Annotated in this window: 16 protein-coding genes; 4 read left to right on the top strand and 12 right to left on the bottom strand. The window is 44.9% G+C overall.

Annotated features, from left to right (window positions below; genetic code table 11):
• The first annotated feature begins 48 nt into the window (after positions 1 to 48).
• The gene (locus WJM94_RS16890) at positions 49 to 1485 is read left to right on the top strand and encodes an IS1182 family transposase (protein ID WP_444493534.1); all 1437 of its coding nucleotides are present in this window, start codon (positions 49 to 51) and stop codon (positions 1483 to 1485) included.
• Between the two features lie 122 nt (positions 1486 to 1607).
• Here WJM94_RS16890 and WJM94_RS16895 read toward each other — a convergent pair whose 3' ends face one another.
• Positions 1608 to 2129 (bottom strand): lipocalin family protein, encoded by a 522-nt coding sequence (locus tag WJM94_RS16895; protein ID WP_444495365.1) that lies wholly within the window; start codon positions 2127 to 2129, stop codon positions 1608 to 1610.
• A gap of 269 nt (positions 2130 to 2398) precedes the next feature.
• On the opposite strand from WJM94_RS16895, the gene WJM94_RS16900 reads away from it, so the two are divergent.
• Positions 2399 to 2779, top strand: a complete 381-nt coding sequence (locus WJM94_RS16900) for a cystatin domain-containing protein (protein ID WP_444495366.1) — start codon at positions 2399 to 2401, stop codon at positions 2777 to 2779.
• Between the two features lie 57 nt (positions 2780 to 2836).
• On the opposite strand, the gene WJM94_RS16905 is transcribed toward WJM94_RS16900, so the two are convergent.
• From WJM94_RS16905 to WJM94_RS16935, 7 genes are read right to left on the bottom strand one after another with little or no spacing between them, the layout of a single operon-like run.
• Positions 2837 to 3190 (bottom strand): RidA family protein, encoded by a 354-nt coding sequence (locus WJM94_RS16905; RefSeq protein WP_444495367.1) that lies wholly within the window; start codon positions 3188 to 3190, stop codon positions 2837 to 2839.
• Positions 3162 to 4622: an FAD-dependent oxidoreductase gene (locus tag WJM94_RS16910; protein WP_444495368.1), complete on the bottom strand. Its 1461-nt coding sequence runs from the start codon at positions 4620 to 4622 to the stop codon at positions 3162 to 3164. The genes WJM94_RS16905 and WJM94_RS16910 overlap by 29 nt, the downstream gene beginning before the upstream one ends.
• Positions 4623 to 4633: 11 nt before the next feature.
• Positions 4634 to 4933 carry a (2Fe-2S)-binding protein gene (locus WJM94_RS16915; RefSeq protein WP_444495369.1) on the bottom strand — a complete coding sequence of 100 codons (300 nt, stop codon included), beginning with the start codon at positions 4931 to 4933 and terminating at the stop codon, positions 4634 to 4636.
• A complete protein-coding gene (locus WJM94_RS16920; RefSeq protein WP_444495370.1) occupies positions 4917 to 6014 on the bottom strand; it encodes an NAD(P)/FAD-dependent oxidoreductase in 1098 nt (365 codons plus the stop codon). The genes WJM94_RS16915 and WJM94_RS16920 overlap by 17 nt, the downstream gene beginning before the upstream one ends.
• A gap of 60 nt (positions 6015 to 6074) precedes the next feature.
• Complete coding sequence (gene dctP, locus WJM94_RS16925; protein WP_444495371.1) at positions 6075 to 7100, bottom strand: TRAP transporter substrate-binding protein DctP; 1026 nt, start codon at positions 7098 to 7100, stop codon at positions 6075 to 6077.
• Between the two features lie 12 nt (positions 7101 to 7112).
• Positions 7113 to 8411, bottom strand: coding sequence for a TRAP transporter large permease (locus tag WJM94_RS16930; protein ID WP_444495372.1), 1299 nt, complete (start codon positions 8409 to 8411; stop codon positions 7113 to 7115).
• A 3-nt stretch (positions 8412 to 8414) separates the two neighbouring features.
• Positions 8415 to 8900, bottom strand: coding sequence for a TRAP transporter small permease (locus WJM94_RS16935; protein ID WP_444495373.1), 486 nt, complete (start codon positions 8898 to 8900; stop codon positions 8415 to 8417).
• Positions 8901 to 9012: 112 nt separating this feature from the next.
• Between WJM94_RS16935 and WJM94_RS16940 the strand changes: the two genes are divergently transcribed.
• Complete coding sequence (locus WJM94_RS16940; RefSeq protein WP_444495374.1) at positions 9013 to 9927, top strand: LysR substrate-binding domain-containing protein; 915 nt, start codon at positions 9013 to 9015, stop codon at positions 9925 to 9927.
• Positions 9928 to 10055: 128 nt separating this feature from the next.
• Here the strand turns inward: WJM94_RS16940 and WJM94_RS16945 are convergent, their stop codons facing one another.
• Positions 10056 to 10907, bottom strand: a complete 852-nt coding sequence (locus WJM94_RS16945; protein WP_444495375.1) for an SDR family oxidoreductase — start codon at positions 10905 to 10907, stop codon at positions 10056 to 10058.
• A 131-nt stretch (positions 10908 to 11038) separates the two neighbouring features.
• On the opposite strand from WJM94_RS16945, the gene WJM94_RS16950 reads away from it, so the two are divergent.
• Positions 11039 to 11455 (top strand): winged helix-turn-helix transcriptional regulator, encoded by a 417-nt coding sequence (locus WJM94_RS16950; RefSeq protein WP_444495376.1) that lies wholly within the window; start codon positions 11039 to 11041, stop codon positions 11453 to 11455.
• A 29-nt stretch (positions 11456 to 11484) separates the two neighbouring features.
• Here WJM94_RS16950 and WJM94_RS16955 read toward each other — a convergent pair whose 3' ends face one another.
• From WJM94_RS16955 to WJM94_RS16965, 3 genes are read right to left on the bottom strand one after another with little or no spacing between them, the layout of a single operon-like run.
• Positions 11485 to 12051 (bottom strand): hypothetical protein, encoded by a 567-nt coding sequence (locus WJM94_RS16955; RefSeq protein WP_444495377.1) that lies wholly within the window; start codon positions 12049 to 12051, stop codon positions 11485 to 11487.
• 2 nt (positions 12052 to 12053) lie between these two features.
• On the bottom strand, positions 12054 to 12749 hold the full coding sequence (locus WJM94_RS16960; RefSeq protein WP_444495378.1) for an amidase: 696 nt from the start codon (positions 12747 to 12749) through the stop codon (positions 12054 to 12056).
• A gap of 43 nt (positions 12750 to 12792) precedes the next feature.
• Positions 12793 to 13371 (bottom strand): DUF2589 domain-containing protein, encoded by a 579-nt coding sequence (locus tag WJM94_RS16965; protein ID WP_444495379.1) that lies wholly within the window; start codon positions 13369 to 13371, stop codon positions 12793 to 12795.
• Positions 13372 to 13591: the final 220 nt, after the last annotated feature.

The following is a 13591-nucleotide window of genomic DNA, read 5'->3' on the forward strand; positions in this document are numbered from 1 at the left end:
GGCTAGTCCTTTGATCTAATAGGAGTATCGAAATCTGGATACCTCGACATGCTTCAAGAACCTTCTCCACAACAATACGAACTTGAAATGGTGACGATGGAACAACTTGTTCCCAAAGACCACCTTGTGCGTAAAATTGACTCTGCTATCGATTTTGAATTCATTCGTGATGAAGTCGCCCACCTCTATTGCAAAGACAATGGCCGACCACCTGTAGACCCTGTCCGCCTATTCAAAATTATCCTACTGGGGTACATCTTCGGCGTAAAAAGCGAGCGTCAGCTTGTCAAAGAAATCGAAGTGAATGTCGCATATCGTTGGTTCCTCCGCATGTCCCTCACTGAAAAGGTCATCCATGCCTCGACACTCAGTCAAAACCGTATCCGTCGCTTCAATGGTACGGATGTCTTCGAACGTATCTTTATTAACATCGTTCAACAAGCGATGGCTAAAGGCTTAGTCGCTGGACAAGAGCTCTTTACTGACAGCACTCACCTCAAAGCGAACGCGAACAAAAACAAGCACACCAATAAACAAACGGCAGTCCGAGCGAGTGCATATTTAGATATGCTGGATGAAGACGTTGCACTAGACCGAGCAAAAGAGGGAAAGAAGCCACTTAAAGAACGAACTTCTGAGCAGAAAGCTAATAACACGAAGAGCAGTACGACTGACCCAGAAAGTGGCTTCATGACCCGAGACAATAAGCCGCAAGGGTTCTTCTATCTCGACCATCGCACGGTTGATGGTCAGCATGGCATCATCGTTGATACCCATGCGACCGCGGGGAATGTCAATGACTCCCAGCCTTATATCTGCCGTCTCGACCACACGCTTGAACAGTTTAACCTCAATCCTATCGCCGTTGGTCTTGATGCCGGTTACTTCACGGCCCCTGTTGCTGAATCCCTTGAGCGCCGAGGGATACTTGGCGTGTTCGGCTATCGCCGACCATCACGCACAAAGAATGCCTTCAAGAAGAAACACTTTATCTATAACAAAGAAAAAGACAGCTATCGTTGCCCCAACGGACAGGACCTTATCTACAAGACGACGTCACGCGGCGCTTACCGAGAGTATCACTCAGACCCTAAAGAATGTGCGTTCTGCCCAATGCGTGATGACTGTACTCAAAGTAAAAACATGAAGAAGGTCATCACGAGGCATATCTATACGGAGGCCATGGATAGAGCCAACCAGATGCGGCTCTCTGCTTATGGAAAGAAAACCTACAGGCGGAGAAGTGAAACGGTAGAAAGAAGCTTCGCCGATGCAAAACAACATCACGGTCATCGATACGCTCGCTTTCGAGGGTTAGCCAAGGTGCAGATGCAGTGCTGGTTGGCGGCGGCTGCTCAAAACATCAAGAAGATAGCGTTGGTGGTGAGCACTCTGCGTAAACTCGGCCTAAATCGAGGTGAAATAGCGCAAATCCTCACTTATATACGCCAATTTAAGAACACTAACGCTCTAGAGTTTATCTAACAAAAAATATCGCGATCGCGGCCTGCGGCCGCAAAAAAAACAGAACCCCACCTTAAAAGTGGGGTTCGTCATCAATCTGATATCCCCTTTTTAAAGGGGATATTTTATTTTTACCAGTTAGTTTATTGGTTTTGTTCAACAAGTATTAACTCGTCAATATTGAAGCCTTTTTCTTCGGCAATCTGCTTAAATCGTTCAAGCGTTGCTAATTCCACCTCGGGCTTACGCGATAATAACCAAAGATAGTCATGGTTAAAGCCAGATATAAACGCGTAATCGTAGTTTTCACCGAGGTCAAACACGATATAGGAAGAGTAAAACGGACCAAAGAAAGAGACTTTTAAATGGCCTGTCGACATATCATCAACGAAATACGCTTTGCCTTCTGCTTGCTTCCAACTTTGTTTTTCTTTTGAATAGCCACGGTTTATCACCTTCACACCACCGTCTTCACGCAATTCATATTCCGCCGTTACATTGGATAGTCCCCGCTCAAAAGAGTGATCCAGTCTGGCAATTTCATACCACTTACCCAAATAAGGATTCAGTTCAAAATTCTGTACAGGCTCTACACCTTCAGGTTTTGAAGTACAACCAAATAAAACAACAACAGACAATAGGAGCAGTGACTTTAATGATTTCATTACGAGTTCCCGGTTTATCTTACTTACTGATTTTACTGTATAAGATCTAAAATAGATCATAAATCCAGATTCGTTTATTCATTAAGGACAATCATTCTTTGTACATATGAATTTTTGATATAAAAACTATCGTTCCTACAAAGATTCCTACAAAATCAGAAATTTATTCCGGAAATTAACTTTATGCATATCGAAACTTTGCACAATATAGACATTTCTCGTCTTTTCACATTTTTATAATACTGCTCGATATAAATTGAGGTTATGTTATGAAGTTAAAGACATTGTCAGCTTGTGCACTTTTGGTTTTGCTGGTTGGTTGCCAACCAAACAGCCCAGAAGACGTGACAGAAATAACGGCCTCAGCAGATATTTGCAATACTCAGAGAAACATACCAGGTGGGTGGAAAAAGTTTGAAGCTACACCCGACGTTCAAAAGGCAATGGCCTTTGTTCTGAAAGAAATGGATATGCTTTCTTCATTCAAACAAATTCTTAAAGTTCGTGCGCAAATCGTCAGCGGGGTGAACTATGCGATTGAGTTTGAAATGGATGATAGCTCAGTATGGAATACGATTGTATATCGTAATCTAGATGGAAACTACGCCATCACGCAGCAACCCAAAAAAGGTACATTCTGCGAGCAGTGATTAAAGCCTATAAAAGCCCCATTCAGGGGCTTTTATAGGCTTTAATGCAACAGCAATTTACTTTTTAAGTGCAGCGGTAACAATAAGCTCCACTTTGAGTTCTGGACTGGCAAGTTTTGCTTCACCACATGCTCGGGCAGGCGCATAACCTTCTTCAAACCACTGATCCCATACACCATTCATTTCATCAAAGTCTTTCATATCGGCTAACCATACAATGGTCTGCAGTACGTGCTTTCGGTCACTACCCGCTTCAATAAGCAGGCTTTCTACTCTTTTCAGCGCTTCTTCGGTTTGTTCCGCAACACTGGTTCCACGGACGCCAACTTGGCCGCATAGGTAAACAGTATCATTGTGAATTACTACTTTGCTCATTCGCTGGTTAGTGTACTGTCTTTGGATGTCGCTCATTGTTCACTCCTTCACTCTTATACTTTTTCATAAATGATTTGTTTGCTGGCGTTAAGCTTGCTAGCTCACCCAGTTTTAATGGCTTTATTGGGTTGCGAAGACGGTAGTAGCCCACCTGCTCCATCGATAACCCGACTTTGTCACTAATGATATGCGCCACTGTGGAGCCGCAATATCTGCCTTGGCATGGTCCCATTCCACAACGGGTAAAGGTTTTAATTTGATTGATTCCATTTGCGCCATCGGCAGCATGCTGTCTAATTTGTCCAGCCGTGACTTCTTCACAGCGGCAAACAATGGTTTTATCAGATGGCACCAGTGCTTGTTTAGGCGGTGTATATAGTGTGTCTAAAAACGGGCGCACAGCCAGTTCATGCTGGATTGACTTTTTAAGTGTTGCCGACTCACTGTTATGATGCTGGCTATCCCCAATAGATAGCGAGTTGAGCACACTCACTGCAACCAGCTCTCCTTGTAGTTCTGCCACCAGCGCACCGCCAATACCACCGCTGTCTCCAGCAATGTAAACGCCTTGGCGAGAGCTCATGTTGTTATCATCCAGCGCAGGCTTCCAGCAGACTTGCAGCTTGTCCCAGTAATGATCTAATCCCATTGCTCTGGTTAACTGCACGTTAGGAATCACGCCAATATGCGCCAGTACCGTTTCCGTCTCTAATGAGATTGATTTTCCACCACATATAAAATTGAGGCGTTTCACACTTTCAGAACCCTCAGCCTCAATGTCAGTTACGCCCGTGTAACGCTTTATGCCTGCTTTACTTAACTTGGCTAACAGGCCAAGTCCTTTGATCAGGTACTTGCGCCCTTTCCAGGCATTTGCAGCATAACTGATGGCTTTCACATAGCTGTCCGATTGTTGTGTATCTACAATCGCCTTTGGTGGTGCACCAGCATCAATCATTTGCGCAGCTAACAGATAAAGTAGCGGTCCGGTTCCCACCATAACAGCCTGTTTAGGTACCAAACCTGATGTTTTCATCATGATCTGACAAGCACCCGCCGTCATCACTCCTGGCAATGTCCAGCCAGAAAACGGAAAAGAGCGTTCAATTGCACCAGTAGCAATAATGATCTGCTTAGCCACAACCTTTTGTGCTTTTCCGTGCTGACTCCAATACACTGTATTGTCGTCATCAATACGCCACAACGTTGCCTGAGCTATATGTTTGATGGGTGCTTGGTTAAAAGCTTTGACGAGCGCAGCTCCACGAAGGTAATCAGGACCAAATATATCGCCGTTAGGATGCCCATTTTCTTGTACCGCTCGATAGATTTGACCGCCTGGACGTTGCTGTTCATCAATAACGGTGACGCTGGCACCTGCCTGAGCACAGCGCACAGCGGCTTTCATACCAGCCGGGCCAGCACCAATCACGCACACATCTACCACATTTTGCATTTCGACTTGCATGATTTCTCCTGTTAAGTTCTTTGGCGGCTAATCGTCATGCCGTCTTCAATCAAATTCATGCAGGCTTGAACATTCTGTTCACCATTAACTTCTACGCGACACTCAAAACAACTACCCATCATGCAGAACGGTGCGCGAGGTGACCCTGATTGCGGTGTCTCGCGTGTGTGGTTCACATCCGCAGCTAAAAGTGCCACAGCTATCGTGTCACCTTCAAATGCAGAATATTCTTTACCTTCCCAATAAAATCGAACTGAATTAGGTCGATTACCCGAGCTTGATATCCGTTGAAACTTAGAATCTGTCTTCACTGAACAACTCCAAATTTGGTGCATCAGCCGTTTGCTCTAGCCAATGAGGTAGTAAATACGAATGGACCGCGGCCAACGTAATGCCACTGTGGCAACTAATCAGGTAGGCCCCTGAGTTGGTTTTAGATTGCTGGTAAATGGGCAAACCGTCAGGCGAGATAATCCGGATAGCGCCCCAGCTACGAACCAATTTGGTTTGCGCCAAGAATGGGTACACAGCAATTGCACGTTCTGCAATGGCAGCCGTCATATCAAGAGTGTCACTGTCATCAAAGCCCGCGTTCTCTTTAGAGTCGCCGATTTGAATGCCTCCCTCGTCGACCTGACGAATAATGCCGGAAGGTCGCTTCAAGGTTGGAGCAAGCTTTTCGGTAATCAGCACCTGACCTTTCTGTGGTGATATAGGCGCAACAAATCCGAGTTTCGGACCAAGTGTCGCTGCGCCCAATCCCGCAGAAAGGATGACTTTATCGCCTTGATACTGGGAACCATCTTCAAGCGTGACCTGAAATTTACCGCTGCTGTCTTTGTTCACATCAGTTACGTTCACACCAGTGATCAAATCCGCACCGAGATCCTGTATCGCTTTTGTGTATGCCTTGAGTAGCTTTAAAGGATTAACGTGGCCATCTTCAGGGCCAAAGATCGCCCCAATCACATCTGGGCCGATATATGGATCTTCTTTAAGTAGTTGGTCTCTGTTCCAGACTTCATAAGGGTGGTCAGTGCCTAACGCTTTTCTTAGAGCCTCATATTGGTTCGCTTTGGCCATCATCTCTTTCTCACAGAAATGAAAGTCGTATCCGCCCTGTTGTTTTAGGTTGAGATCTTCACCTGTCGCTTTTTCCAGCTCATCTGCCAACCCTCTCCACAAGTTAACAGAGCGGCGAGTCCAAGCTGCGTAGTGCGGTGCATCTAACCCTTTGCTGGAGAGCCACACCAAGCCAAAGTTTCCACGAGATGCCCTATGTGCGCTGTCTCCACCGTCCAATACGGTAACTTTATGGCCAGCTTTTAGTAGCCCGTAAGCCACTGCGCAGCCCACGACACCGCCACCGACAACAATGTATTCCGGTTTCATAACATTCTCTTCAGACTGATAGTTTGGGGGCAGGCTCGCCCCCGTGAATTTGGGTTTCGCTTAGTTCAGCGCTTTGTCCAGGATTGGTTGACTCCAGTCAGAACCCATATCGCTGATGATTTGAGGCCAAACTGTCGCACGGACTTTCTCCGCAGTCTTACTCAACTGCTCAGGAGTCATTTCAACAATGGTTGCACCCGCTTCGACAAGTCTTTGCTCATTCTCTTTCTGATCGATTTGAGCCGCATCCCAACGACGAGATTCAAATTTCGCTGACGCAGTTTTAAGCGCTTGTTGTTCGTCATCATCAAGATCTGCAAGGCGCTCAGAATTAATTAGTAAGTACCAGAGTTCAAAATGCGTATTCAAAGGTATGTACGTTTTCGTCACATCACGAAATGACGCGTAATAACCTTCAGCACCAGATCCGATAACACCGTCTACTACCCCTGTTTGTACTGCAGTGAATGCCTCAGAAAATGGAAGCGGTGAACCTATGTAACCTACATTATCTGCCAATAGCTGGAAGCTCTTAACTGGAGGTACACGCAGCTTAATACCTTTCGCTGAATCCGGATCCCCTGCGTCTATCGCGTCACGGTTTAACGAGATGCCCCCAAAATAAACTGGGTAAGCGGCAAGTAACGTAATATCTTGTTGTTCAAACAGCTCTTCCATGGCGACACGAACTGGAGAGCCAGTACCATAGATGTTCTTAGCTTCTTCCCAGTTGTTGGCTAGAAACGGCAACACACCAAGTTGCATTCTTCTGTCTGTTGACGTTGCTGCTGGCTGCAACGCCATGTCGACCGCACCTACGGAAATACGTTCCTGAACTAATGTGTAATCGCCCAGTGCGTTTGCAGCGTATATTCTCAGTTTTACGTCACCATCTGTTGCCGCTTCCAAATCGCTGCTTAACTGCTTGATATCGTTATCGACAACAGTACCTTGTGGGCGAACGTGGCTGATTTTTAGCGTTGTTGCCTGAGATGGAATGGCTGCTAATGAGGCAGCAACTAACGACGCAATCACAGTGCATTTTTTCAGTGCTTTTGATGGTGCAAACTTACTTGTTTTTGTCATGGTAATTTCCTTTTAATAACCAAACACAGTAGGTAGGTACAGAGATAAATCTGACCAGAATGAAGTTAGGATCACAACTGGCATATAACCTAGTAAAATCAATAACATTGCAGGGCCAACAACCTCGGAAAACTTAACGTTACCGATACGAGCGCCTAGGTAAAGAATCGATGCGTACGGAGGTGTTACACCACCCATCGCGGTATTCACACCCATAATGGCCGCAAATTGAATCGGGCTGATGCCAATAGCAGTCATTAGCGGCAGTAGCAGTGGCGCGATGAGGATAATCGCCGTCAGATCGTTAACCACCATACCGACTAAAAAGAGCAATATATTGATGAAAATAAGGAGTAGCGCTTTGTTGTCGGTGATGCCAAAGATAGCTTCAACGAGTTGTTGAGGAATATCTTCAACGACAAACATCTGGCTAAGGATCAGGCTGAATAGAATCATAAACATGATTGAACCCACTGCCGTTGCCGACTCTTTTCCTGATTCAAGAAGCGTTTTCCAGCTCAACCCTTTGTAAATCATGAAACCAACGGGTACGGCATAGATAACCGCTACGGCTGCCGCCTCAGTCGGAGTCATAATGCCACCGTAAATACCACCTAAAATAATAACTGGCATCAACAACGCTGGAATCGCGTTAAACGTTTTGTTTGAAGCTTGCTTAATAATCTCTGACACGGTTGGTTTATCGTCCAGAATCAACGGAAACTTACGCGCCATAAAAAGGTTAATCACAGCAAAGTTAAAGGTAACCATTAAGCCTGGGCCTAATGTTGCCAGGAAACACGCCAGGATAGATGTGTCTGTCACCCAGCCGTAAACAATCATCGTCACGCTTGGTGGGATCAACAGCCCCAAAATAGATGAGTTTGCAATCAGTGCCGTTGCGTATGCTCTTGGGTAGCCACGCTTTTCCATTTCAGGAATCAGCAAAGGTCCGATAGCAGCCACACCGGTCAAACCACTGCCCGAGATTGCACCAATGATCGCACAACTTACAGAAGCTACGATGCCCAAACCGCCTCGAATATGGCCAACAAATACGTTAACGAATCCGAGCAAACTGGCGGCAATTCCGCTTCTGCTCATGATGGTGCCGGCTAACACAAACAGTGGAATGGCTAGCAGAACCGGATTCATTAATTGTCCTGCGCCCCACATCATATTCCCTTTCATCGACATATCGCCGACAAAGCTCATCACCATTAATGCTCCGCCAAAACAGAACGGTAATGGCACGCCAAACGTTAGCAATACGACTAAAACGGACACTGCTAACAGAGCTACTTCAACCATAATTTAAACCTTACTCACTGTGTAGGATGGAGACTGTTTAAGTTGACGAAACAACTTAACGATATGTATTGCGATAAAGAGAGTGATCAAGGCCAATCCAATAAATACGGAAACCTCGTGATAAAACGTTGGAATATACAGCGTCGGACTCTCTTTCCAGACTCTCCATGCGTATTTGGCGTAATCCCACGCCCAGTATGTTAACCAAGCTGAAATAACAAGACTGATCGTTTCACTAATCAACGCTAGGATGGTGTGTCCACGTTCTGTCTTTATGAATATCTCCAATACATTTGCACGGATTTGCGTGTCTTCCCTAGAAGCATTCACCGCGCCAAGCATATAGAGCCAAACAGTAGGGATTACCATTGACTCTTCCAGGCCCATGATAGGAACCTCAAAGATATATCGCGTAACCACCTGAACAAACTGCATCAACGCAACAGACGCAATCAGGCAAGTCAGCAGATATCTGAATTTTTGCTCCACAGCACATTTCCCTTTTGTTGTATTTGTAAATGTATCGTTAATTTACTGGTGACAATCAATAAAAACAAATTTAAAATTTCTCTAAAGTCATAATTTTTTCTTATAGGGTGACATGAGCAATATTTCGATCAAACAACTAGAAACATTCCGTACCGTAATGCGTTCAGGATCGGTTACTGTGGCGGCTAAAACGCTTTGCCGAACACAACCGGCGATCAGTGCCATGCTGGTGAGTCTTGAGAGTGAACTTGGGTTTGCTCTGTTTGAGCGACATAAAGGGAGATTGATACCAAACCCGGAAGCGTATTTTTTACTGGAAGAGACAGATGCGATCCTTGAGCGACTATCGCGCTCTACGCAGTTGATGGCGGAAGTAAAAAACCTCACCAGGGGTAAACTGCGTATCGCTTGCATGCCCGCAGCCGCACTCTTTTTTATGCCTCATTTAATTGCAGAGTTTGTAAAAGGCAGACCAGAGGTGGAGGTATCGATGATGATGAGAAGTTCGACAATGGTACAAGACTGGGTAGCATCCCAGCAGTACGATATTGGCTATTCGGAGCTACCGAAAGATCGCGACTCTTTTAATGTGGAGCCAATTCGACTGGAAGGCGTCTGCGCCATCCATAAAGATCATCCTCTCGCTCAAAAAGATACAATTATCCCGACCGATCTGGATGACTTCCCTCTCGCTGCCCTCTATGGTCGTCACTCGGTGAGCGAACATATTCGAATGCTGTTCGAGGAGAATGGTGCTACATACCGTCCAAGGTTTGAACTGCAAAACTACATTTCAGGACTCGAATTTGTTGAGCAGAAGCTGTGTGCCTGTATTTGTGACCCAATAAGTGCCGCAAGTTACAAGCTATACAAATCTGGGCATGGGGATATTGTGTTTCGTAGGTTTGCACCATCGGTAATATTTGATCACGCTATCCTTACGCCATCTCATAAGCCAATGTCTCAACTCGCAAAAGTGTTTGCAGAAAATATACGACTGGGTGTCGATAAGTTCGTTTCAATGTAATTATCTAGGATAAAAACAAGGATAAAGAGAGCTAGAGAAGAGGAGTTACCATTAAGCCCAAAAGCGCTTTGAGTTAAAGGTCGCGTATGTCTTACTTTACGCGACCTCATTGATATTGTTTGAATTGATTAAATGTAATCAGCGATTAATTGCTCTAATGACTTGGTTGGGCGACCGATCAACGCGCTGAGCGTTTTACTATCATCGTATAGGGCTCCATTAGATGCTCCCGTATCTGAGTTCGCGAGAACAGCGGCAAATGGTCCTGGTAATCCAGCGCCTTCTAGTGCTTTGGCAAAATCCGCTTCTTCCATATTAATGTAAGGAATTGCTTTTCCTGACTTTTCACTGATTAACGTACTTAGCTCAGTCAGTGTGTACGCTGCATCACCCGATAGCTCATAAACTTTGCCACTTTGAGGCTCTTCGCTCGTCAGTACTGCAGCTGCCGCTTCAGCATAATCTTCACGAGCTGCAGAGCTTATTTTTCCATCTTTTGCACAACCAATAAAACCACCATTCGCCAAGGCAGGCGCGACACTCGCTAAATAGTTCTCCGTGTACCAACCATTACGTAGAAGCACATAAGGTACGTTTGCCTGCAGTAAATACGCTTCTGTTTCGACATGCTCTTCTGCTAGGGCCAGCGGTGATGTATCAGCGTGTAAAAGGCTGGTGTAAGCAAGTAATTCAACGTTTGCCTGCTTTGCTGCATCAATAACATTTTTGTGTTGAACTGCACGCTGACCTACTTCGCTAGATGAGATCAGTAGTAGTTTAGTTACGCCATTCAAAGCATCGGCTAATGTGTCAGGTTTTGAGTAATCGGCTTGACGAACCTGAACACCTAATGATGTCAGTGAATTCGCTTTATCTATATTGCGAACTAAAGCCACTATTTGCTGAGGTTCGATTTTGTTCAATAAATGTTTAATGACTAATTGGCCTAATTGGCCGGTAGCGCCTGTAACTGCGATCATTGTACTTTTCCTCGTCTGTTAATGATGAGCCCGTTTGTGTATAATTTGCCACACTAACTTACTTTTAGTAAGTACGTACTTTTTGGTAAGTATGAAATAATGTGTCATTTTCAGAAAAGGCGATTGAAATCATGAGAGAAAACACGAACGAAAGTGTGGGTGGCTTGTTATCAGAAAAATTCATCCGCGGAAATGTACTCGCGAAGGAGTGCCCTTCTCGCAGCATATTGCAAGATGTAACCAGTCGTTGGGGCGTACTGGTGTTGTTCGCGCTACTTGGCGGAACACATCGATTCAGTGAACTTCGAAAAAAAATCACAGGTGTCAGCGAAAAAATGCTTTCGCAAACCTTACAAGCATTAGAGGCAGATGGATTTGTCTTACGTATTGCACACCCTGTGGTTCCACCGCATGTTGAGTATTGCCTGACAGACAAAGGCACAGAAGTCGCTCATAAAGTAGAACAGTTAGTTGACTGGATTGAGTCAAACCTGGGAGATATCTTGAACGCGCAACAACGTTATGATGAGGCCAAATCAAGTAATTGAGTAAACACAAGCTGAATGCATATGAGTCACTAAGCGGTTTCAGGAATCATATTTAACAGCAAATGCCTCAAAAGATAGCGCCTGTCAGTCGCACTAATACGCGCTTGCAGGTATAAATACATGGATTTAGTTTCTTCGTGCTCGCCCAGAGTTTTCCAAATTGAATCCAGATATCCAGTCGTAATATTTTGCACAATTGGTAAAGGTTGATGGGCGAATACCAATGCGAGCAATTGTGCTAGCTTATCGTTAACTTCTGAAAAATGATTGTCGATACGTTTCAATTCAGCATTGAGAATCGTATCGGCTCTCGTCAATAAAGACGCAGCCAATGCACGCTTACCTTTGCGTTTACTTCGACTTGAATTTAGTACCTTATCATCTTGATACCCATCATCGCAGGCCTCCAGCAGCCCACGCAATGACGCGAGAGTCGACACCATCGGGCTGCGCATCGGCTCTAACTTTTGCTCGGTTTGTTTTAGCCAAAGCGCAACGTCAAATACATAGCTCGGGTCTTGCGCAAGGTATTTATCGCTGAGTTGTGGCAAAAGTAATAGCCTTGCGATAATGGTTTCTTTTAGCACCGATTGCATAATTACTCCGGTAAAAGTTTGCTTTTCGTTTTTCCATTCTCAATGCTGGTCGCCCATTCTAGGCCCTCTTCACGAATCGTGATGTTTAAGCGAATAGCATTGTACGGGGTAGCGCTTTCTTTTACCTGAGAGCTAACCACACTGGTTTGTAGTGCTGGCGGAATAGATTGAGACTTAAGCGCGATTGCGGAAATACGGTGTCGCAATTGCTTACTCACAGACTCTAGTCGCTCATAAGGGATTTCCTGTACAGAACCACTTTTCTTTAGTGCTTTTTGAAACGCACCATCTACCGCGCGAACCAGACTTTCTTTAGTAATCCGAACGTCACCACTACGCTGACGTTCGGTTACATTTTCCAGTGCAAGTTTTACCTCTTTATCAAAGTTATTTTGAAACGTTTTAGTTCGGCTGAGTATGTCCTCATCATCTAAAGACTTAGTTAGCTGGGTCATTAAGGCTTGGTGTAAAACACGCGGACTATCGAGCTCTGCAGATTTTGCAGGGACTTGTTTGTCAATCGTCAACGGCATATCAATGGTTAGCTCCGGTACCCGCACTCGCGGGAGACTCATACCTTCGAGCAAAGGATGATCTTTATAATACTCAGCAACCGCTGCCGTCTCTTCATCGGCAAGCCTGCGCGCATGAACCAAACTGATCATCAACGCACCTAAGACTTCACTTAACTCAGACATACAACCTCCCTATTCATTTTTCAAAACATGTTAGCCATGTGATTTAAGCGGCTGATTCAACTTCTGTTATCGAGTTTTCAAGAATGCCGAGTAACTTCTCCGTACCTGCTGGCAATTCATCTTGAACGGCTCGAACATTAACGGACAGACTGTAGGTACGTTCAATTTTCGATGAACTTGACGTAGATTTTTTATACGAGTAACTCGCGCTCAGTTTGGCAGATACAGGACCCCAACCCGCTTTGACTGAAAGTTTCGTGTTTAGATCGTGTGAGGAGGAGGTTGTCGACTGTTGTACCGAGTTTATTTTTGCATTGAATGCAATCGTCGTTTCTTCAACGCGAATAAACGGAATGGGCAACATCGTCAATATAGGAACTGTCAGGTCAAACTTTTTCGGTTCAGTCCCTGTTACTTCCCCTTGATCATTCCTTATCTCAACTGCCTTCATGTAACTGAAAGTGATCATCGTTGGTTCATTGCTTTCGGCGTCAAAACCGACAGACTTAATGAAGTCAACAGATGTTTGTGCTGATTGGGCTTGGGCGCGAACCACTGCATTGAGTGGGCCGCCTATCATAGATTCAAAATCTATGCTGGATAGCTCGTCGCCGATGGCCATAATTACGCTCCTTTTCAGGCGAAATATGAACCCGAATGTGACTTCTTTATCGGGAGATATGTGTTATGAAACACGTATAATATATAGCTTCAGGTTATGCGCAATACAACCATTTGCATACATATTATTGATGTTTTTATCAAGCATAATGCTAAGTGTTTAAAATTACTTAAAGTTCCTAGCGACTTTAGTTAACCATTGCGTCGAAGAATTGCGGGGG

The organism is Vibrio sp. YIC-376 (genome assembly GCF_052353105.1).
In the GTDB taxonomy this organism is placed as follows: domain Bacteria; phylum Pseudomonadota; class Gammaproteobacteria; order Enterobacterales; family Vibrionaceae; genus Vibrio.